22 protein-coding genes are annotated in these 20,869 nt (G+C 63.7%); 4 read left to right on the top strand and 18 right to left on the bottom strand.

The window, feature by feature from the left end:
- Nucleotides 1-8: 8 nt before the first annotated feature.
- Genes EN861_RS23585 through EN861_RS23565 form a run of 5 tightly spaced genes read right to left on the bottom strand, consistent with a single transcriptional unit; the run spans nt 9 to nt 4,264 of the window.
- Nucleotides 9-434, bottom strand: a complete 426-nt coding sequence (locus tag EN861_RS23585) for a hypothetical protein (RefSeq protein ID WP_245512088.1) — start codon at nt 432-434, stop codon at nt 9-11.
- Complete coding sequence (locus tag EN861_RS23580) at nt 431-1,411, bottom strand: hydroxyacid dehydrogenase (RefSeq protein ID WP_127872362.1); 981 nt, start codon at nt 1,409-1,411, stop codon at nt 431-433. The genes EN861_RS23585 and EN861_RS23580 overlap by 4 nt, the downstream gene beginning before the upstream one ends.
- 14 nt (nt 1,412-1,425) lie before the next feature.
- Nucleotides 1,426-2,145, bottom strand: a complete 720-nt coding sequence (locus EN861_RS23575; RefSeq protein ID WP_127872323.1) for a FadR/GntR family transcriptional regulator — start codon at nt 2,143-2,145, stop codon at nt 1,426-1,428.
- Between the two features lie 2 nt (nt 2,146-2,147).
- On the bottom strand, nt 2,148-3,317 hold the full coding sequence (locus EN861_RS23570) for a mandelate racemase/muconate lactonizing enzyme family protein (RefSeq protein WP_127872324.1): 1,170 nt from the start codon (nt 3,315-3,317) through the stop codon (nt 2,148-2,150).
- Nucleotides 3,318-3,376: 59 nt separating this feature from the next.
- Nucleotides 3,377-4,264, bottom strand: a complete 888-nt coding sequence (locus tag EN861_RS23565; protein ID WP_127277895.1) for a sugar phosphate isomerase/epimerase — start codon at nt 4,262-4,264, stop codon at nt 3,377-3,379.
- A 401-nt stretch (nt 4,265-4,665) separates the two neighbouring features.
- On the opposite strand from EN861_RS23565, the gene EN861_RS23560 reads away from it, so the two are divergent.
- From EN861_RS23560 to EN861_RS23550, 3 genes are all read left to right on the top strand, one after another.
- Entirely contained in the window at nt 4,666-5,721 is a 1,056-nt protein-coding gene (locus tag EN861_RS23560; protein WP_127277894.1) for a sugar phosphate isomerase/epimerase, read from the top strand.
- A 50-nt stretch (nt 5,722-5,771) separates the two neighbouring features.
- Nucleotides 5,772-6,959: a Gfo/Idh/MocA family oxidoreductase gene (locus EN861_RS23555; RefSeq protein ID WP_135865834.1), complete on the top strand. Its 1,188-nt coding sequence runs from the start codon at nt 5,772-5,774 to the stop codon at nt 6,957-6,959.
- A 226-nt stretch (nt 6,960-7,185) separates the two neighbouring features.
- Nucleotides 7,186-8,037 carry a sugar phosphate isomerase/epimerase gene (locus EN861_RS23550; RefSeq protein ID WP_135865831.1) on the top strand — a complete coding sequence of 284 codons (852 nt, stop codon included), beginning with the start codon at nt 7,186-7,188 and terminating at the stop codon, nt 8,035-8,037.
- 162 nt (nt 8,038-8,199) lie between these two features.
- On the opposite strand, the gene phnE (EN861_RS23545) is transcribed toward EN861_RS23550, so the two are convergent.
- The 12 genes from phnE (EN861_RS23545) to phnG all read right to left on the bottom strand — a co-directional run bounded on the left by phnE (EN861_RS23545) (nt 8,200) and on the right by phnG (nt 18,954).
- Complete coding sequence (gene phnE / locus EN861_RS23545) at nt 8,200-9,567, bottom strand: phosphonate ABC transporter, permease protein PhnE (RefSeq protein WP_135865828.1); 1,368 nt, start codon at nt 9,565-9,567, stop codon at nt 8,200-8,202.
- Between the two features lie 3 nt (nt 9,568-9,570).
- The gene (gene phnE / locus EN861_RS23540) at nt 9,571-10,527 is read right to left on the bottom strand and encodes a phosphonate ABC transporter, permease protein PhnE (RefSeq protein ID WP_135865826.1); all 957 of its coding nucleotides are present in this window, start codon (nt 10,525-10,527) and stop codon (nt 9,571-9,573) included.
- Nucleotides 10,528-10,582: 55 nt separating this feature from the next.
- Nucleotides 10,583-11,491 (bottom strand): phosphonate ABC transporter substrate-binding protein, encoded by a 909-nt coding sequence (phnD, locus tag EN861_RS23535; RefSeq protein ID WP_135865823.1) that lies wholly within the window; start codon nt 11,489-11,491, stop codon nt 10,583-10,585.
- A 109-nt stretch (nt 11,492-11,600) separates the two neighbouring features.
- Entirely contained in the window at nt 11,601-12,458 is an 858-nt protein-coding gene (gene phnC / locus EN861_RS23530) for a phosphonate ABC transporter ATP-binding protein (protein WP_135865821.1), read from the bottom strand.
- A 129-nt stretch (nt 12,459-12,587) separates the two neighbouring features.
- On the bottom strand, nt 12,588-13,298 hold the full coding sequence (locus tag EN861_RS23525) for a DUF1868 domain-containing protein (RefSeq protein ID WP_135865819.1): 711 nt from the start codon (nt 13,296-13,298) through the stop codon (nt 12,588-12,590).
- Nucleotides 13,299-13,444: 146 nt separating this feature from the next.
- Complete coding sequence (locus EN861_RS23520; RefSeq protein ID WP_135865817.1) at nt 13,445-14,062, bottom strand: DapH/DapD/GlmU-related protein; 618 nt, start codon at nt 14,060-14,062, stop codon at nt 13,445-13,447.
- The gene (gene phnL / locus EN861_RS23515; protein WP_135865815.1) at nt 14,059-14,766 is read right to left on the bottom strand and encodes a phosphonate C-P lyase system protein PhnL; all 708 of its coding nucleotides are present in this window, start codon (nt 14,764-14,766) and stop codon (nt 14,059-14,061) included. The genes EN861_RS23520 and phnL overlap by 4 nt, the downstream gene beginning before the upstream one ends.
- Before the next feature lie 319 nt (nt 14,767-15,085).
- Nucleotides 15,086-15,862 (bottom strand): phosphonate C-P lyase system protein PhnK, encoded by a 777-nt coding sequence (gene phnK / locus EN861_RS23510; protein WP_015315654.1) that lies wholly within the window; start codon nt 15,860-15,862, stop codon nt 15,086-15,088.
- On the bottom strand, nt 15,859-16,770 hold the full coding sequence (locus EN861_RS23505) for an alpha-D-ribose 1-methylphosphonate 5-phosphate C-P-lyase PhnJ (RefSeq protein WP_135865813.1): 912 nt from the start codon (nt 16,768-16,770) through the stop codon (nt 15,859-15,861). Before EN861_RS23505 ends, phnK begins: the two co-directional genes overlap by 4 nt.
- Nucleotides 16,767-17,879 carry a carbon-phosphorus lyase complex subunit PhnI gene (locus EN861_RS23500; RefSeq protein ID WP_135865811.1) on the bottom strand — a complete coding sequence of 371 codons (1,113 nt, stop codon included), beginning with the start codon at nt 17,877-17,879 and terminating at the stop codon, nt 16,767-16,769. Before EN861_RS23500 ends, EN861_RS23505 begins: the two co-directional genes overlap by 4 nt.
- A 2-nt stretch (nt 17,880-17,881) precedes the next feature.
- Nucleotides 17,882-18,493, bottom strand: coding sequence for a phosphonate C-P lyase system protein PhnH (gene phnH / locus EN861_RS23495; protein WP_135865809.1), 612 nt, complete (start codon nt 18,491-18,493; stop codon nt 17,882-17,884).
- Entirely contained in the window at nt 18,493-18,954 is a 462-nt protein-coding gene (gene phnG / locus EN861_RS23490; RefSeq protein ID WP_127279888.1) for a phosphonate C-P lyase system protein PhnG, read from the bottom strand. Before phnG ends, phnH begins: the two co-directional genes overlap by 1 nt.
- Before the next feature lie 109 nt (nt 18,955-19,063).
- Here phnG and phnF point away from each other — a divergent pair, with 109 nt between their 5' ends.
- Complete coding sequence (gene phnF, locus EN861_RS23485; protein WP_135865807.1) at nt 19,064-19,813, top strand: phosphonate metabolism transcriptional regulator PhnF; 750 nt, start codon at nt 19,064-19,066, stop codon at nt 19,811-19,813.
- Nucleotides 19,814-19,820: 7 nt separating this feature from the next.
- Here the strand turns inward: phnF and EN861_RS23480 are convergent, their stop codons facing one another.
- Nucleotides 19,821-20,837, bottom strand: a complete 1,017-nt coding sequence (locus EN861_RS23480) for a zinc-binding alcohol dehydrogenase family protein (RefSeq protein ID WP_135865805.1) — start codon at nt 20,835-20,837, stop codon at nt 19,821-19,823.
- Between the last annotated feature and the right edge of the window lie 32 nt (nt 20,838-20,869).

Raw genomic sequence — 20,869 nt, 5'->3', positions numbered from 1 at the left:
CACGGCAATCAGTGCGCCGCGCAGCGCCTGCGCTCGGCTTTGCCAGAGGCGCGTTCGATACGCGTAACGACCAGCATGGGCGGCTCGTTCGGCTCACCGCGATGCTGGATCGATCCTCTGACGACGAGCTGTCCCGCGTGGAGCTTGTCGGAAGTGTCGGGTGCGGCCCTGTCTTGCAGCGCCAATTCGGTGGTGTTGAGCGCCACGCCTTTGATGACCTTGCCGGTGGCCAGATCCAGCGCGTTACCCGAGGGACAAGGGTCTCTGAAGCAGACGATTCCATTGCTGCAGTAGACATAGTCGCTGCCCTCTGCCGCAGCGAGTGCAGGCAAGGCCGCGGTCGAACACGCGGCGAGAACCAAGGATGCCAAGCGACGATACAACATGACTTTCAGCGTCACCAACAATTGAAGCGAAACCGCGGTGTATTTCACGTGTCGGCCGGAAACCGCCGCCGGTAATGATCGACCACTTCGGGATTGCGCAGATTGACAGGCAGCTTGCCGGCCAGCACCAGCAGGGTCTCGCCGGCCGCGCCGACGCCCATGCGCATCATCGATTCCTCGGTAATCCCTGCCATATGCGGGGTGATGATGACATTGTCGAAGCCGAAATAGGGATGATTTGCCGGTAGCGGCTGTGTCGAGAAAACGTCGAGCGCGGCGCCGCCAATGCGGCGCTGCCGCAAGGCCTCGATCAGCGCGTCGTCGTCGACGACCGGCCCACGCGACACGTTGATCAGCAGTGCGTTGGGTTTCATGCGGGCGATGCGCTCGCGGCTGATCAGGCCGCGCGTCTCCGGCGTCAGCGGGCAGCAGAGCACGATGATGTCGCTCTGCTCGACCAGCGCGTCGATCGACAGGAAGCCGACTTTTTCCGGCGCCGGCTGCATGCTGCGCGTCGTTGCCACAACCTTGAGGTCGAAGCCGTGCGCGGCGATATGCCCGACGGCTTGCCCGACTGCGCCGAGGCCGACGATGCCGATGGTCTTGCCGGCGAGTTCGATGTTGGAGTTGGCATGCTCGCGGCCGGCAAGCCAGCCCTTGGCGCGCAGGTCGCGGTCGACCCTGCGGAATTGCCGCAGCAGCGCAAGCGCGGTGAACATGACATGTTCGGCGACCGAGCGGGCATTGACCGCCGGCACGTTAGCCACCAGCACGCCGGCTGCCGCGGCTGCTTCCATCGGGATCATGTCGAGCCCCGCGCCATGGCGAATTGCGGCCCTCAGCTTCCAGGCGCCCTCGAACAGCGCCGGCGGCAGCGGCGCCCGCACGATGACGATGTCGGCATCCTTGGCCTCCCTGGCCAATGTGCCGGCGTCCAGCGCCGAAGCGATCACCAGCTGACCGGCGCCGGCGAGCTTGGCCGAGGCGCGCGGGTGCAGCGGATGGGTCGACAGGATCTTTGGCACGGTCTGGGTCACGGTCAGGCCTTTTCGAGCGCCGCGCCTGCGGGCGAAGCCGCCATGCCGCCCTCGATCAGGCCCTTCCAGTAGCTTTCGGCGCCTTGCAGATGGGCGCTCATCAGCGCCTGGGCGAGATTGCCGTCGCGGCGCAGCAGCGCCTCGTAGATCTGCACGTGCTCGGCATGCGAGCGCACGCTGCGTTCGGGATCGTTGAAGTAGATCGGCAGGCGCTGCTCGCCCATCAGATAGTAGACGCTGCAGATGTTGTGGAAGACGCTGTTCTTGGTGGCGCGCACGATTTCGAGGTGGAATTCGCGGTCCTCCTTGGCCAAGCCTTCGCCAGCGGCGATGCGCTCCTCGGAGGCCTTCAGGATTTCGCGCAGCCGTTCGAAATTTTCCTCGGTGGCGCGCGAGCAGGCAAGCTCCGCGGCCTTGATCTCATGGATCTTGCGCAACTCGACCGTTTCATAAATCTGCATGGGATCGAGCGGCAGGCCGGCGCGTGCGAACAGCGCCAGCGCCTCCACGCTCGCCTGTTTGGTGTCGATGTAGATGCCTGATTTGGCGCGGCGCTCGACGATGCGCATGGCTTCGAGGATGGCAAGCGCTTCGCGGATCTGCCCGCGGCTGACGCCAAAATGCTCAGCCAACTCGCGTTCGGAAGGCGTGCGGCCGCTCTCCTTGTCCGAGTGGGAGAACAGATAGGCGGCGAGTTCCGCGAGAAGGTTGTTTTCTTTCATCGTCAATTGCGTTGCGCGTGCGCCTCCAGGAATCGCTCCGAAATGGTGAATCCCAATCCGGCCTTTTCCGGGATCGCTATCATACCGTCCTTCGCTTCGACAGTCTCATCGACCAGATCGTGGATCATCGGGTTGGCGCCGAGCGAATATTCGACCGTGAAACTCGAAGGCGATGCGGCACAGACATGCAGCCCGGCGAAGAAGCAGGGCGCGCCGGCCCATAGATGCGGCGCAAAGCGCAAATTGAAGGCGCTGGCGATGGTGCCGATCTTCATTGCCTCGCTGATGCCGCCGCAAAAGGCCGGATCCGGCTGGAAGATGTCGGCGGCCTTGAGCACGGCGAGGTCGCGAAAGGCATAGCGCGTCGCCTCGCTTTCGCCGGTGGCGATCGGAACGGCGCCGGCGGCGCGCACTTCGGCCATGCCCGGCTTGTCGTCGGCGATCACGGGCTCCTCGAACCAGGCGAGATCGAGATCGCCGACGAGGTGGATGAAGCGCTTGGCTTCCGCCACGGTATAGGTTCCGTGGGCATCGACCATCAGATCGACATCGGGGCCGAGCGCCTGGCGTGCCGCGCGCACGCGAGCCGCGGAAATATGCGCGGCGCCATCCATGGCGCCCACCCGCATCTTCAGCGCCTTGAAGCCGCCCCTGGCGATATAAGATTTCAATTGCTCGCCGATGGCATCGGCCGACGCCCAGCCACCGGAGGCATAGGCCTGCATGCGATCGACCTTACGGCCACCGAGAAGCCGCCAGACCGGCTGGCCTAGCGACTTGCCCAGGATGTCCCAGAGCGCGATGTCGACGGCGCTGATGGCGGCGACGCTCATGCCGCGCCGCGCCAGCTGCGGCATGGCGTGGCCTGCATGGGCGGCACTCTGGTGGCGCACGCCGTTGTAGAGCATTTCCCAGATGACGCCGATATCGGCCGGATCGCGGCCGATCAATTGCGGCCCGACTTCTTGGTTCAGCATATGGACGAGGGCGCCATAGCTGCCGGCACTGCCGGCCGCATTCTTGCCTTCGCCCCAGCCGACCAGCCCGTCATCGGTTTCGATGCGCAGGATGGCCGCGTCGAAGGTCGTCACCTGGCCGAAGTCGCTGCGATGCTGCTTCGCGGCTTCGATCGGGACGCGGACCCACCAGGCCTGGACTGTCTTGATGCGCATATTTTTCCCCAGCCCCGCCGCCGGCCAGGGCGGAAGGGCAAATTCCCAGAGGCGGTCGACTACTTGATCAGCGGCAACAGCGTTTCAGCGGTGATGCGCATCTGGTCGGTGTAGAATTTCTCGGTGAGTACGCTGGAGCCGTGATCCTGGATGAACTTCAGCTGCTCGGGCGAGATATCGACCGGGTGGCGCTCAACCATGTCGGGATAGGGTGCCGCCGGCGTGCGGTCGACCGGGGCGACGAACTCGTTGGTCAGCGCGCCATCATAGCCGACTTCCTTCAAGGTCGCGACGATCCTGGGCCAGTCGATCTGGCCGAGGCCGGCGGCGAAGCGGTTGTTGTCGGCGACATGGAAGTCGAACAGGCGCTTTCCGACCTGCCGGATGGCGTCATGGACGTTAAATTCCTCCATGTGGAGGTGGTAGGCGTCGAGGCAGACGCCGCATTCGGGGCTCACCGCATCTGCCAGCGCCAGTGCCTGTGCGCCGCGGTTGAACAGATAGGTCTCGAAGCGGTTCAGCGGTTCGACGGCAATCTTGACGCCGACCTTCTTGGCGTGGGTGAAGCATTCGCGGGTCGCGTCGACGACCCACTTCCACTCCTCTTCCTCGGTGCCGTCCGGCACCACCTTGCCGACGGTTGCCGGAACCAGCGTGATGATCTCGCCGTCGAGTTCGCTGACCATCGTCAGCACGTCCTTGACGTATTGCACGGAGCGCTCGCGCTGGCCCTGGTTCCTGGCGGCGAGGTTGCGTTCGCCCAACATCAGGGTCACCGCGCCCCAGCAGCGGATGCCATGCTCCTTCAGCAGCGCCCGCGTCTCCTTGGTCTTGTACTGCGCGGGCTCGCCGGAAATCTCGATCGACTCATAGCCGAATTTCTTGATGCGCTTGAGCGTCGTCTCAAGGGGTTCCGCGCGCATCCAGTTGTGCGTCGAAAGATGCATGGTCTGTCCTTCCCAGATTCGTCCGTATGGTTTGCCTGCGACATGCATCGCCGGAAGACGACGCAAGGGTTTCCTCCCCAAGGCATCCCCAGCCTTTTCCCGCAAACTGGTTCGACCAATTGGGCCTGAAGCGAGGTCTACAGCAAATTCCCTGGAACGGCAAGAAGCGTGGAGACGCTACTTCCTGTGTGAATTATAACATTGATTGTATTGCGTTATGTGCCGATATTTTGGATATGCGGAGGGCTTTGCCGTGACATTGTCGGGCTTGACCAAAATCCCCCATTTGGTAATACCAGAATGGCCGTGCCTGTAAGGCGCCTGGTTCGAAAAGACCAAAATGGCTGGCCCTGCTTCCAATCGGCGCTATGCTTGGTCGCGACAAAATGAGGAGGATGCCGATGCCGACGACAATGAAGGGCCCTGGACTGTTTCTGGCGCAGTTCGCGGGCGACGCCGCGCCGTTCAATTCGCTGGCGTCGATCACCAAATGGGCCGCCGGTCTCGGCTACAAGGGCGTGCAGATCCCGACCTGGGACGCGCGCCTGTTCGACCTCAAGAAGGCGGCGTCTTCCAAGGCCTATTGCGATGAGGTGAAGGGCATCTGCACTGACGCCGGGGTCGAGATCACCGAACTGTCAACGCATCTGCAGGGGCAATTGGTAGCGGTGCATCCGGCCTATGACGCGCAGATGGATGGTTTCGCGCCGCCATCGGTGCACAACAACCCGAAGGCGCGGCAGGAATGGGCCGTCGAACAGATGAAGTTCGGTGCCAAGGCATCGCGCAATCTCGGGCTGAATGCCTCGGTGTCGTTCACCGGCTCGTTGGCTTTCCCCTACCTTTATCCTTTTCCGCAGCGGCCCGCCGGTCTGATCGAGGAAGCCTTCGGCGAACTCGGCAAGCGCTGGAAGCCGATCCTCGACGCCTATGAGGACAATGGTGTCGATGTCGGCTACGAAATCCATCCTTCGGAGGACGTGTTCGACGGGGCCACCTTCGAAATGTTCCTCGACGCCGTCGGCGGCCACAAGCGCTGCAACATCAATTACGACCCTTCGCACTTCCTGCTGCAGCAGCTCGACTATCTCGAATTCATCGACATCTATCACGAGCGGATCAAGGCGTTCCACGTCAAGGACGCCGAGTTCAATCCGACCGGCCGGCAGGGCGTGTACTCCGGTTACCAGAGCTGGACGAACCGTGCCGGCCGTTTCCGTTCGCTCGGTGATGGGCAAGTGGATTTCGGTGGCATCTTCTCCAAGCTGACGCAGTACAATTACGATTCTTGGGCGGTGCTGGAATGGGAATGCTGCCTGAAGCATCCTGAGGACGGGGCGGCCGAAGGGGCCCCCTTCATCCAGCACCACATCATCCGGGTGACCGAGAAGGCATTCGACGATTTCGCCGCGGGCACCACGGACAAGAAGCTGCTGCGCGCCATGATGGGAATTTGACACGGCTTTCGCTCCCTTTGGGGAGGGTATTTCATACGAGGGAGAAAAATATGGTTGGCGCATCGAAGTCGGAAACGGGAGGCGGCCCGATCCGCTACGGCATGGTCGGCGGCGGGCAAGGCGCCTTCATCGGCGCGGTGCACCGGATCGCGGCGCGACTGGACAATGATTTCGTGCTCGTCGCGGGCGCCCTGTCGTCCGATCCGGCACGCGCCAAGGCCTCGGCCGCCGAACTCGGGCTCGATCCCTCGCGCAGCTATGCGTCCTACGCGGAAATGGCCAAGGCCGAGGCGAAGCGCCCGGATGGCATCGAGGCGGTGGCCATCGTCACTCCCAACAACGTCCATGTGCCGGCGGCCAGGGCTTTCCTCGAAGCAGGCATTCACGTGATCTGCGACAAGCCGCTGGCAACCACGTTGGCAGAGGCGAAAAAGCTTGCGGCGATAGTCGAAAAGACCGGCAAGGTGTTCGTGCTCACCCACAATTACACCGCCTATCCGATGGTGCGGCAGGCGCGCGAAATGGTGGCCAAGGGCGTGCTTGGCGACATCCGCATCGTGCAGTCGGAATATCCGCAGGACTGGCTGACCGAGGACCTGGCCGCCACCGGCCAGAAGCAGGCGTCGTGGCGCGGCGACCCCAAGCAGGCGGGGGCCGGCGGCGCGCTCGGCGACATCGGCACCCATGCCTATAACCTCGCCCGCTTCGTCTCCGGGCTCGAGCTCGACTCGCTGTCGGCCGATCTCGATGCCTTCGTGCCGGGGAGGCTGCTCGACGACAACGTCAACGTCATGCTGCGTTTCAAACCGGCGGGAAAAACGCATCCGGCCAAGGGCATGATCTGGGCGAGCCAGGTGGCGCCCGGTCATGAGAACGGCTTGAAGCTGCGCATCTACGGTTCGAAGGGCGGGCTGGAGTGGGTGCAGGCCGATCCCAACTATCTCTGGTACACGCCGTTCGGCCAGCCGAAACAGTTGATCACCCGCAACGGCGCCGGCGCGTTGCCGGTGGCAGGCCGCGTCAGCCGCGTTCCGTCAGGCCACCCCGAGGGCTATCTCGAAGGCTTCGCCAATATCTACCAGGAGGCCGCACGCGCCATCCGCGCGGCGCGGCGCAAGGGCGGCAAGCCGGCAAAGGATGTCGTCTTCCCGACCATTCAGGACGGCGTCGAAGGCATGGCTTTCATCGAAGCCTGTGTGAAGTCGTCGAAGAAGAATGGGGCGTGGACGAAGCTGTAAGGGGGGCCTGGCAAGCGCGGAATTCCCCCTCACCCGGATTGCCAACCGAATTGCGAAGGGCAATTCGGGGCAATCCGACCTCTCCCCGAGGGGAGAGGAGGTCGCTGGTGCCGGCGTCAGTCTCTTCTCCCCTCGGGGAGAAGGTGGCCGCGTAGCGGCCGGATGAGGGGCTTGGCGCGAAGTTGGCGGGAACAACCAGCCGGCCTTGAAAATGGGGAGGGCGTCGATGAAAATCGGCATGTGCATGTTCTTGTGGACGACGGCGGTGTCGAAGAAGCACGAGCCATTGCTTCGCGACATCAAGGCAACCGGCTTCGACGGTGTCGAGATACCGATCTTCGCCGGGACGCCGGACGACTACCGGAAACTGGGCGAATTGCTCGACCGCATCGGGTTGGAGCGGACGGCGGTTTCAGCGATGGGCGATCCCTCGATGAACCTGATCTCGGCCGATGCTGCAACGCGCAAGGCTGGTGTCCATTACATGAAATGGGCCATCGATTGCGCCGATGCGCTTGGCGCCCGCACGCTGAGCGGACCGCTGCATTCGACGCTGGGCGCCTTTTCCGGAGCCGGGCCGACAGCCGCCGAGAAAAAACGCTCCGTCGCCTCGCAGCGCGCCATTGGTGACCATGCCGGCAAGCGCAACGTCACCATCGGGCTCGAGGCGCTGAACCGCTTCGAATGCTATCTTCTCAACACCATGGCCGACCTGTCGGAGCATGTCGACGTCATCGACCGGCCGCACATCAAGGCGATGTACGACACGTTCCACGCCAATATCGAGGAGGCCGACCCGATCGGCGCTTATACGAAGCACCGCAGGAATGTCGTGCATATCCACATATCGGAGAACGATCGCGGCGTGCCGGGGCGCGGCAACATTCCCTGGAAAGAGACTTTCGCGGCGATCCGCAAGAGCGGCTATGACGACTGGCTGACCATCGAGGCGTTCGGGCGCTCGCTGAAGGATCTGGCGGCGGCGACGAAAGTGTGGCGCGATTTTTCCGAGACGCCGGAAGCGGTCTATCGCGAGGGATACAAGCATATCAGGGACGGGTGGAAGAAGGCGGCTTAGGCTTAGGGCACGTCGATATTCGGGTGAGGCCGGTCTGCAAATGCAGGGTTCCTGCGCTTCCGGTGCTCACGTACCCAAAAAGTACGCTCCGCTCCGGTTCTCGTAACCCTGCATTTTCGACTCGGCCTGACCCGAATCTCAACATGCCCTGAGGCGAGATCGTTATCCTTGCTGGGCCTGGATCCTATTGTAGTCGTGGATCGTCCGGCTCAACCTGCGGCGCAGGAAGTTGGATATGTTGTCGAAGATGAAGACGACGAGCAGGATCAGCAGAACCATGTAGAAGACGTTGGCCCAGTTGGAGTTGGTGCGCATCGCTTCCCACAGTTTCAGGCCAATGCCGCCGGCGCCGACCGCGCCGATGATGGTGGCGCCCCTGGTGTTGGATTCCCACTGGTAGAGGGTCTGACTGATGAAGATCGGGATCACTTCGGGCATAACGCCGTAGCGCTGCACCAAAAGGCCGTTGGCGCCGGTCGAAAGCACCCCTTCACGTGGCTTGTCGTCGATGTTCTCCAGACCTTCCGAATAGACTTTGCCGAGCGTGCCGATCTCGGTGAAGAAGATCGCGGCACTGCCGGCCAGCGGGCCGGGGCCGAAGGCGCGGGTGAAGAACAGCGCCCAGATCAGCATGTCGACCGAGCGCATGAAGTCGAAGAAGCGCTTGAGGACCTGGCTGAGCACGCCGCTTGGCGTAATGTTACGCGCCGCGAAGAAGGCAAGCGGGAAGGCGACGATGCCGCCGAGCAGCGTGCCGAGGAAAGCCATGACGATGGTCTGCAGGAGCTTCGTCCAGACGTCGCCGTGCTGCCATTGGGCGTTGTTCCAGATGTTGTCGCCGGCCAGCGCGAGGTTCGAGGTGCCTGGTTTCAGCTCGGGTCCCGATATGATCAGCGAAATCACTTGCCCCACTGATTTGCCGAAGAAAGGCGAGCGTGTGTCGAAGACGAAGTTCGCCCAGCCGAGGAAGCGCTTGCGCACCTTGACCCGGTCGACGGTGACGCGCACCTCGCCGACAAAGCCCATCTTGGCGACCACCTCGTCATCGTGAACCGTCATCCAGTCGGGCACCGGACCCGAGACCACCGGCTTGCCGCTGGTCAGCGCCACCGGCACTGTCTGTCCATTGGCGACAATCGTCGCATAGGTCTTGTCGAAGGTGACGGATTTGGCCTGGCCGTCGATCCGCACGGTGAAGGACCCGTCGGCATTCTTGATTACCCAATCCGGATTGGGATTGTCGCCCAGTGCGGAGAAACGCGGATATTTGGGCATGATCTCCGGCTGGTCGAGACGGAATTCCGGCTGCAGATCGTAGCTGATCCACTGCGTCAGGAAGAGTGGCAGTCGCTCCCAATGCGATTCACGCAATACCTGCGGCAGGCTGAAGAACCACAAGGCATAGACCAGATAGAGGAGAGTGCCAACGAACAGGAGCAGCGGACCGAAGCGCTTGTATGCGGGGCGCCGGAAAACCTGCGGGTGGCGCGCCTCGATCGACAGCATCTCCTCGGCGGTCATGGTTGCCATGATCTATGCCCCCATCATAAAGGCTTGTTCGCCGACCAGCTTGCGGCGAAGCCAGGCGGAAAACTGATCGATGATGAAGATGGTCGTGAACAGCAGCAACACCAGCGCCAGCGTCTTGGCGCCGAAGCCGCGCGAGATGGACAGCTTCAGCTCTTCGCCGATGCCGCCGCCGCCGACGGCGCCGATGATGGTCGAGGCCCGCACGTTGATCTCGACCCGCAGCAGCGTATAGGACACGAAATTGGGCAACACCTGTGGAAGGTCGGCGAAGCGCACCCGCTCGAACCAGTTGGCGCCGACCGCCGTCAGGCCTTCCTCGGCACGCATGTCGATGTTCTCGTTGATCTCGTAGAACAGCTTGCCGAGTGCGCCGATCGAATGCAGGCCGATGGCGATTATGGCGGCGATCGGACCGGTCGAGACGATTGCCGCGAAGAGGCCGGCGATGACGATTTCCGGAAAGGCACGCAGCAATTCCATGAAACGCTTGACCACCAGCCTCAGTGCCGGATGGGGCGTCAGGTTGCGCGCCGCGATGAAGGAAAAAGGCACCGCGAAGATGAAGCCGATGAAGGTCGAAACCAGCGCCACGTTCACCGTGGTCAGCATCAGTTCGAAATATTCGGGGACGTAGAAACCGCCCCAGACATAGACGCGGCCGAGCGGGAAGTTGAATTCCTGGGTGCCGGTATCACGCGGCGAGGCGATGTCGAACAGCGCACGCCAGACGTCGTTCCAGTCCTTCGGGACCAGCCAGCTCAGGAAATCCAGTATGTGCGGCAGCCGGTCGAAGAAATGCCCGGCATTGGCTTCGTCGGCGAACCACATGCTGGAAAGCATCGCGGCAAGCAGGAGGCTGACGCCGAGCACCGTATAGAACCGGCGCAGCGACGTCTGGCGTCGCCAGGTATCGGCCGTCTGGTGAATGCCGTCGGAGGGGGCTGTCACGGAAAGGGTCATGATCGGAGATGCAAAAAGGGCGGTGTTTTGAACACCGCCCCTTCCGATTTCGCCGTTAGCCGCCGATGGCTGCCTTACGGGCTTCGACGATGACGTTGTAGAAGTCGGGCTTCACCGGAACGTAGCCGGTAAAATCGCCGCCTTCGACGCCTTCGAAGCAAGCCTTGTCCTTCTTGGGCAGATCAGTGAAGAAGGCGGTCAGCTTGGCGGTCATGTCGTCGCCGAGCGCGGTGCGCACGACCAGCGGGCCGTTCGGGATCAGGCCCGAGCGCCAGACTTCGACGAAGTCGTTGGGGTCGACGGCGCCCTTGGCGACTTCCTTGTGGAAAGTGCCGGAGGTGTAGCCGTTCTTGAAGTCGCCGATGCCCGAGGAATCGTCAACCGCGACGTCGACCTTGCCATCACGCACGGCCAGAACGTTGTTTTCGTGGCCGCCATTGAACTGGGTCGAAGCGAAGAAGGTCTCGTTCGAAGCGCCAGTGTCCTTCGGAATCTGGGTCAGCGGGATCAAATAGCCGGAAGTCGAATCCGGATCGGCATAGCCGAGCTTCTTGCCCTTGGCCGACTTGATGTCGGTGATCCCCGAGGTCTTCAGCGCCAGGCCGATCGAATAATAGCCGGTGGCGCCGTCGGTCTGCTTGGTGGTGAGGATCGGGGTGACCGCCTTCGGGTCCTTGAGATAGACGCTGGCGTAGCCGGAAGCGCCGAGTTCGGCGAAGTCGAGCGTGCCGCCGAGCAGGCCCTGGATGACGCCGTCATAGTCGGCGGCGGGGAACAGCGAAACCTTTTCGAAGCCGAACTCGGTCTTCAGGTGATCGGCCAGGCACTGGTAGTTGCGCAGCCGGTCGGTTTCGTTTTCGCCGCCGAGAATGCCGACGCGAAATTCCTTCATGTCGGCGGCGTGGGCCATGCTGGTGGCCATGGCGAGCACCGAAACGGCACCGAAAACCATCTTCCTGAACATTGATGTCTCTCCTGTAAGTTCCGGCCCCGCGCCGGCAGCGTTCTTGATCTTGACAAATGCCCTTGACGCGGGCGGACGATCCAGGCGCTCGCTATGGCCCGTAATGGGCTCAGTATCCCGGGAATGCGGGTTCGAGCGGTCCGGCGGATGCGGCGATTTTCTGCTTGAAGGCAACGCTGGTGGAGGTGATGGCCTCCGATATCTCGCCGCCATTGCTGTCGGCGCCGTAGACAAGACGCACAGCTTCGCGGTTGAGCTCTTCGGGCGGCCCGTCGAAGACGACCTTGCCGGCGGCCATGCCGATGATGCGGTTGCAATAGGTGCGGGCGGTATCGAGCGTATGAAGATTGGTGACGACGGTTATGCCTTCGCGCAGATTGATGTCCTGCAACGAATCCATCACCACCTTGGCATTGAGCGGGTCGAGCGAGGCGATCGGCTCGTCGGCCAGGATCACCCTGGGCTGCTGCATCATGGCGCGGGCGATGGCGACCCGCTGCTGCTGTCCGCCCGACAAGGTGCCGGCGGGCTGAAGTGCGGTGCGGGCGATGTCGAGCCGCTCGAGCGCGGCGACCGCTTCCGCGCACTCGGCGCGCGAAAACATGCCGAGAAGGTTGGACAGGGTCGAACGGTGGTTCAGTTTGCCGAGCAGTACGTTGGTCAGCACGTCGAGGCGCGGCACCAGGTTGAATTGCTGGAAGATCATGGCGCAGTCGCGCTGCCAGCGGCGCAGCGGCGAGCCGCGCAACCGGGAAACCTCGGCGCCGTCAAATAAAATCGACCCCTGGCTGGGGTCGACAAGACGGTTGATCATGCGAAGCAGAGTTGATTTGCCCGCGCCCGAACGACCAATGACACCAACCATCTGCCCCTGCGGGATCGAGATGTTGACGTCGCTGACGGCGGTGTTCTTGCCAAATCGTCGGCTGACACCGCGGATTTCGAGCGTCGCAGAGCTTGCTGACATGGGCTGGTTCCAGTCCGGTCCATATTGATCGTCAGGCACTCGCCTAACGCAGCCACATGAACCTGCCATGTCGCCAGCATGTCAGTTTTGTTACGCTCCACAGATACGACGGCCGCGTCCTGCTGGCGATCAGCCGAGCACCAGCAATTCCTCGAAATGCTTCATGTCGCGGAATGCGCAGAAGGCGGGCGGCTTGATCTCGATCACCGGGGCCTCCCGGCCGAAAAGCGCCAGGCTCTCATCGAACAGCGCCTGCCAGGCAGCAGCCCTGTCGTCAGCGAGACGCTGGATCTGATAGGCGAAGGTGATGTGGAAGACGTAGGCGTCATGGTCGGGGTGCCGGTAGCCGAACGGCACAGCCAGTGCATCGCGCCATGCACGCATGATGCGCACATCCTCGTCGGTCGCGCCGGCAACGGTGAGGCCGGTCGGCACGATCTCGACCACCTTGATATTGAACGGGCCGGCGCCCTGGAAGCCTCTCAGGCGCTCCAGATAGAGGCGGGTCATGGCGTCGATGCCGGTGTCGAGCGGCACGTCCCGCGGCCAGAAGGGCAAGCGGCGGCGATATTCGATGATACCCTGAAACAGCGTCATGTGCAGGCTGGAAACCGGCGTGAAGGCGAGGCGGTCGGCGTCCGGCATCGCCATCATCCGATCGCGCACCGCAAGCACAACGGCTTCCGATGGTGAGCCGCTGACCAGATGGCTGACGACGGTATTGCCGGGTTCGATCAGGAAATTGCCGGAAGTGTCATAACGCGTGCCGAGATGTGTCGGCGGCATCGGATTGGAGCCGGCAAAGAATCCAGCGAGCGAGGGTCTGACAGTGTCGGGCATGGCGATCTCCTTGGGAGATGGCGTACTGTCCGAGTCCTGTGTCAGGGATATGAACAGGACCGCCATATGACGATGATGTGAGCGGCTATGTCTCTTCACCTGACACAATTCCAGGAAAACCGGTTCACCCTTTTCCTGGAATTGTCCTATCCCTCGTACTTCTCCAGGAACGCCTCGGCGGACAGTTCGCGGAAATCGTCGAGCGAGGCTCGCAGCCTGGCATGGTCCCAATCCCACCAGGCAAGCGCCTGGTAGCGTTCGGCGGTGCGGCGGTCGAAGCGCTCGCGGATCGGTTTGGCCGGCACGCCGGCGACGATGGTGTAGGGCGCGACGTCCCTGGAGACGACCGCTCCGGCGCCAACGGCGGCACCGTCGCCGACGGTCACGCCAGGCAGGACGGTCGAGCCGTGGCCGAGCCAGGTGTCGTGGCCGATGGTGACGCGCTTGGCGCGACGCTCAGCGAAGAATTCGCTCTCATGCTCGGCGTCATCCCAATAGTCCGACGCGCGGTAGGTGAAGTGGTGCAGCGTCGGCCGCCAGGTCGGATGGTTGGTGGCGTTGAGGCGCACGCTTGCCGCGATGTTGGCAAACTTGCCGATGGTCGCGCACCAGACGGCGCAGTCCTGCATCATGTAGGAATAGTCGCCGAGTTCGCTTTCCGACACCCGGCTGCGGTCGGCGATCTCGGTCCAGCGGCCGAGCGTCGAGTTGTGCACCTCCGCTGAGGGGTGGACCAGCGGCGTCTCCGACAATTTCCTGGTCATGTGGCGAGTTTTCCCGGGGCGAAGGCGGTGACGTCGATGATGCGGTCGGCCACCGCCTCGCGCACATCGTGGTCGTGGAAGATGCCGAGCAGGGCAACGCCGGCCAGCTTCTTGGCGGCGATGAGTTCGATCACCACGTCGCGGTTGGTGGCGTCGAGCGATGCGGTCGGCTCGTCGAGCAGCAGGATCGGATGCTCGGTGATGAAGCCGCGCGCGATGTTGACGCGCTGCTGCTCGCCGCCGGAGAAGGTTGCCGGCGGCAGCGCCCAGAGTTTTTCCGGCAGGTTGAGCTGGGCCAGCAAGGCGCGGGCCTTGGCTCGGGCGGCCTCGCGCTGCTCGCCGTGTTCGACCAGCGGCTCGGCGACGACATCGAGAGCCGAGACGCGCGGCACGGTGCGCAGGAACTGGCTGACATAGCCGATCGTTTGCCGGCGAACGGAAAGCACGGTGCGCGGGCTGGCATGGGCGAGATCGATCAACCCGTCCTCGTGCGTGACGATGATCTGGCCTTCGTCGACGGCGTAGTTGCCGTAGAGCATCTTCAGGATCGAGCTCTTGCCGGCACCGGAGGGGCCGCCGAGCACCGTGCATTCGCCCGCCTTGATGGAGAAGGAGACGCCGGAGACGACAGGCAGTTTGATGCCGTCGCGCAGATGCATGGTGAAGCTCTTGGCGACGTCGGAGACAACGAGGGGGGTTGCCATCAGAAGGTTCTCCAATTGTCGTCGGTCGGTCGGAGGATATGGCTCTTTCTCCCCGTCACCATACGGGGAGAAATGTCCGGCAGGACAATGAGGGGCAGCGCCGGGGTCCGGTTGAGAAGTTGCTTTGGGCAGGGCGAGGCTAACGGGACAGCATAAGCGTCCACAGCGCGCGTTCCCGCCACGTCAGCGTCGCCCCTCATCGCCCTGCCGGGCACTTCTCCCCGTATAGTGACGGGGAGAAGGGGCTGTGTCGGGCGGTTTCGCCAATCTCCAACGTTGCAAAATGCGCTTGGCAGATGGGGGTGACCTGGTGCCATCGTCACACCTGAAGTATCGAGGAAACGAGCAATTGCGTGTAGGGCGCGCGCGGATCGTCGAGCACACGGTCGGTGAGGCCGCTTTCGACCACGCGGCCGTCCTTCATCACCATCATGCGCTGTGACAGAAGCCGCGCCACGGCAAGGTCGTGGGTGACGACGATCGCGGCAAGACCAAGGTCGGTGACCAGACCGCGCAGGAGATCAAGCAGGCGGGCCTGCACGGAAACATCGAGGCCGCCGGTCGGCTCGTCCATGAACACCAGCCGTGGCCCGGTGACGAGATTGCGGGCGATCTGCAGGCGCTGGCGCATGCCGCCGGAAAAGGCGCGGGGTTCGTCGTCGATGCGGTCTTCCTCGATCTCGACGCGCGACAGCCAGTCGACCGCAGTGGCGCGGATCTTGCCATAATGGCGGTCTCCGACCGCCATCAGACGCTCGCCGACATTGGCGCCGGCCGAAACCGTCATGCGCAGGCCATCGGCGGGGTTCTGATGGACAAAGCCCCAGTCGGTGCGCATCAGGAAGCGGCGCTCGGCCTCGCTCATGCGGTAGAGTTCGCGGAACTGGCCGTCACGCATGCGGTAGCTGGCGGTGCCGGAGGAAGGCAGCAGCCGCGTCGACAGGCAGTTGAGCAGCGTGGTCTTGCCGGAACCGGACTCGCCGACGACAGCCAGGACTTCGCCGGGCCACAGGTCGAAGGAGACGTTGTCGCAGCCAACGCGCGAGCCGTAGAATTTGGAGAGCGCCGAGACGCGCAACAGCGGTTCGTCGGTCATTGGGCCGGCTCCATGTTTGCTGGCGCCAGATGGGTCTCGGGGGCAAGGTGGCCGCGATGGCCCTCTTCGCGCCTCTTCTCGCAGTGGTCGGTGTCGGAGCAGACGAACATGTGGCCGCCATGGTCGTCGAGGATGACCTCGTCGAGATAGACGTTCTCGGCCGCACAGAGCGCACAGGGCTGGTCGAAAGTCTGCACCTCAAACGGATGGTCCTCGAAGTCGAGGCTCACCACATCGGTGAAGGGAGGCACCGCGTAGATGCGCTTTTCGCGGCCGGCGCCGAACAGCTGCAAGGCCGGCGAGCGGTGCATTTTGGGATTGTCGAACTTCGGCGTCGGCGAGGGGTCCATGACATAACGGCCCTCGACCTTGACCGGATAGGCATAGGTGGTGGCGATGCGGCCGTGCTTGGCGATGTCCTCATAGAGCTTCACATGCATGAGGCCATACTCCTCCAGCGCATGCATCTTGCGCGTTTCGGTCTCGCGCGGCTCGAGGAAGCGCAGCGGCTCGGGAATGGGTACCTGGTAGACCAGCACCTGGCCGGCGGTCAGCGGATGCTCGGGGATGCGGTGGCGGGTCTGGATGATGCTGGCGGTGGCGGTATCGGTGGTGACAGTGACATTGGCGACCTTCTTGAAGAAGGCGCGGATCGACACAGCATTGGTGGTGTCGTCGGCGCCCTGGTCGATGACCTTCAGCACGTCGTCGGGGCCGATGATCGAGGCGGTGACCTGGACGCCGCCGGTGCCCCAACCGTAGGGCATCGGCATTTCGCGCGAGGCGAACGGCACCTGGTAGCCAGGAATGGCGATGCCCTTGAGGATCGCGCGGCGGATCATCCGCTTGGTCTGTTCGTCGAGATAGGCGAAGTTGTAGGTGGCGATGTCGGTCGGTTGCGCAGTCATTCCGCTGCCTCCTTCGTTTCTTCCGCCTTCGCTGGATTTTCGCGGGCCTCATACTCGGCGCGCATGCGGCGCACGAGGTCGAGTTCGGCCTGGAAGTCGACATAGTGCGGCAGTTTCAAATGCTCGACAAAGCCGGTCGCCTGGACATTGTCGGAATGCGAAATGACGAACTCCTCGTCCTGCGCGGCGGCGACGACGTCCTCGCCCAACTCGGAGGCGCGTAGCGCCCGGTCGCAGAGCGCCATGGCCATTGCCTTGCGCTCGCTCTGGCCGAAGACGAGACCGTAGCCGCGCGTGAATTGCGGCGGCGCCTTGGCCGAGCCCTTGAACTGGTTGACCATCTGGCATTCGGTGACCCGCACCGTGCCGAGCGGCACCGCGAAGGGCAGTTCGGGAATGTCAAGCTCCAACTCGACCTCGCCTATGCGGATCTCGCCGACAAAGGGATGGTTGCGGGCGTAGCCGCGCTGCGTGGAATAGCCGAGCGCCAGCAGGAAACCCTCGTCGCCGCGTGACAGCGCCTGCAGGCGGATGTCGCGCGCCATCGGGAATTCCAGCGGCTCGCGGGTGATGTCGCCGGGGATGTGATCCTGCGGCATCTTGCCATCGGGCTCGATCAGGCCTTCACGGGCGAGGATGGCCGAGACACGCGGCATGGGCTCGGCTTCGCGGGCGCGCTGCAAGGGTTCGGCGACATCGGCGCCGGTGGCAAGCTCGGGGTCGAGCAGGCGGTGCGTGTAGTCGAAAGTCGGGCCAAGCAGCTGGCCGCCAGGCAGGTCCTTGTAGGTCGCCGAGACGCGCCGCTCGACCAGCATCGCGCCGGTGTCGATCGGTCTGGTGTAACCGAAGCGCGGCAACGTGGTGCGGTAGGCACGCACCAGGAAAATCGCTTCGATCATGTCGCCGCGCGCCTGGACGATGGCGAGTGCGGCGAGTTCACGGTCATAGAGGGAGCCTTCGCTCATCACCCGGTCGACGCCCAGCGCCAGCTGCTCGACGATCTGGTCGAGGCGGAGCGCGGGCACCGAACGGTCACCGCGCCGGCGGTCGGCAAGCAGGCCGTGGGCGTTGGCAATGGCGGCTTCGCCACCTTTTACCGCGACATACATCTTCAAGCCTCCATCGTCTTGATGCGCGTCGTGCGCGGCAGGCAGGCTACGCCTTCCGATGTGGCGAGGACGATGTCGACGCCGCGCGGAAAGCGCTTGTTGTTTTGCTTCCACTGCTCGACGAAATGGCGCGGCATTTGTGCCGGCGCGATCGTGGCGCTGGTTTCGATGCCGGGGCCTTCGAGCAACAGCGGGGTTCCTGAAGTGAGATCGCCGACCTGCAGGATCAGCGTTGTCGATCGATCGGGATAGTCCTGCGTGCCTTGTGAGAAACCGTCGAGCGCCATCATCTCGGCCGGTGTGGCAACAAACGCGAAATGCGCGTCGGCCGGTGTGTTGGCAAGCGGCGCACCGGTGTGGAAACCAAGCCAGGAGCCGATCGCCGCGGAGGCGTGCAAGGCCGGGTCGAGCCAGAGCGGCGTGTCGTTGTCGCAGAGCGCCAGTGCAATGGCGCCTGATGTTGCCGAAAGCGGCGCCGGCGGGCGGGCCAGGCCCGGCAAGGGCTGGACGCTGCCCGGCCGCGCCATGGCGTCCATGACTGCCCGAAACACGGTCTGTGCGTTGAAGACCGGATCGGCGAAACCGCCCTCGATCGATTGTGCCGCGATATCCATCAATCTTCTCCGCGAACCATGGTGAAGAAATCCACTTTCGTCGCCGCCGTCTCGGCACGGCGTTTTTCGTGGGCAACGGTCAGAGCCGAGCGTAAGGGCGCAATGAGCCTGGTCTCGACCTCGGCGCGGCGGGCAGGGTCCTGCCAGAGCGCGTCGGCGATGGCCGCCAGCTTCGCCTTCTGCTTGTCGCGGCCAAGCGCGTAGCAATGACCGACCTGTCCTGACGGCAGCCGGACCGTGGCGCGGGTGACGGTCGCTTCGCCGACATTGAAGGGGGCGCCGCCGCCGCCGATGCGGCCACGCAGCGTGACCAGGCCAGTCTCGGGACCGCGCAGCAGCTCGGCTTGCGAAGGCAGGCCGGCCTCGTTCCAGAGCCGGACGATGTCGTCGCCGCTGGATTGCGCCAGCGTCGCCATGGCGGCTTTGCGCTCGGCTTGGTCGCGGGCTTCCTGTCCTCGCATCGGCAACTTTCCTCTTCGCAGATTTGTCTATTGATATAGACAACTATACAAATTATACATATTACCTAACGCGAGTCCATGACGGGTGCGTGACAGGCCGGGGGCAAACATGATCGGGCAGCAAGTGGCCGACAGCATCGAGCGGCGCAGCGGTGTTTCACTATGGCGCCAGATCGCCGACAGGATCCTGCAAGCGATTGCCATTGGCGATTTCGCCGAAAATGCCGCGCTGCCGCCCGAAGTCGCGCTGGCCGAGCGCTATGGCGTCAACCGTCACACCGTACGAAGCGCCATATCGGCCCTCGTGCAGGAGGGGGTGCTGCGGGCCGAGCAAGGGCGCGGCACGTTCGTCTTGTCGCGCAAGCGGCTGTCCTATCCGATCGGCGCGCGTACGCGCTTCTCGGCGGGCCTGCAGGGGCAGACGTCGGAACGACACATCGTGCTGCTCTCTTCATCGATCGAGCCGGCCAGCCAGCGTGTCGCCGAGGGTCTTGGCCTTGCCAGGGGCGCTGACGTGATGCGGCTGGAAACACGCGGCGAGGCCGACGGACGGTCCGTGTCGCGTGCTGCCAGCTGGTTCGATGCCAGACGCTTTGCCGGCATCGACGAGGCGATGGCGCAGACCGGTTCGATCACCGCGTCGCTCGCGCGTTTCGGTATCGACGATTATCTCAGGCAATCGACCGTGCTCTCGGCGCGCCATGCCGACGCCGCCGATCTTGCCGATCTCGATCTGCAGCCGGGCGCCATCGTGTTGGTCACGGTGGCGGTCAACGTCACGCCCAACGGCCAGCCGATCCAGTTTTCGGAGTCACGTTTTCCCGCGGAGCGGGTGGAGCTGAAGCTGTCGGCGCTGTAACGCCCGGCTATCCGATCTCGATCACGGCCTTGATCAGGCCCGACTTTTCATGGACCCAGCGTGCGAGATCCTCTGGCGTTTCGGTCAGCGTGGTGCGGTGGGTGACGAGCTTGGCCAGCGGCACGGCGCCATTGCGGATCGAGGCGGCGACATGATCGAAATCGGCGCGCAGCGCATTGCGGCTGCCGACCAGCGTCATCTCGCGCTTGTGGAACTCGGGATCGGAAAAGACGATGTCGTCCTTGACGACGCTGACCAGCACCAGCGTGCCACCATGCGCGACATGGGCGAAGGCCGATTGCACCGAGGAGGTGTTGCCGGTGGCGTCGAAGACCACGTCGAAGCCTTCGCCACCAGTCGCGTCGCGCACCAGATCGGCAACCGGCGCTTGTGAGCCGTCAAGGACCGAGAAGCCGAGCTCGCTTGACGCGAAGCCCAGCCTTTCGCTGCTCATGTCGAGCAAGCTGACGTCGAGCCTGGCGATGCGGGCGAAGATGGCGGTGCCGAGGCCGATCGGACCGGCGCCGATGACCAGCGTGCGTGCACCGGGCTCGCAACGCGCGCGGCGCACGGCATGGGCGCCGATGGCCAGGAATTCGACGGCGGCGGCGTCGGCGAGCGACAGGCCGTTGGTGGGATAGAGGTTCTGCGTCGGCACCAGGATCTGTTCGCACATGGCGCCATCGCGATGCACGCCGAGCACTTCGATGCGCACACAGCAATTGGGCTTGCCGTGCCGGCAGGCGATGCATTTGCCGCAGGAGAGATAGGGGTTGATGATCACCGGTTCGCCGACCGCAAGACCGGCTCCTTCGCCGACTTCGACGACGGTGCCAGACACTTCGTGGCCCATGATGCGGGGGTAGGCGAGGAACGGGTGCTTGCCCTCAAAGATATGGTAGTCGGTGCCGCAGATGCCGACATGGCTGACCGCCACCAGTGCCCAGCCGGGAGGCGGCGAGCCGGGAGCGGGACGGTCTTCCAGAATGAGTTCGCCGGGCGAGCGGCAGACGACGGCTTTCATGGTTCGGTCCAATTTGGGTTTACGAAAACGCC

The sequence above is a fragment of the Mesorhizobium sp. M8A.F.Ca.ET.218.01.1.1 genome (assembly GCF_004791165.1).
Classification (GTDB): domain Bacteria; phylum Pseudomonadota; class Alphaproteobacteria; order Rhizobiales; family Rhizobiaceae; genus Mesorhizobium.
The sequence above is the reverse complement of the archived record's forward strand: the minus strand, read 5'-3'. Positions and strand labels throughout refer to the sequence as shown.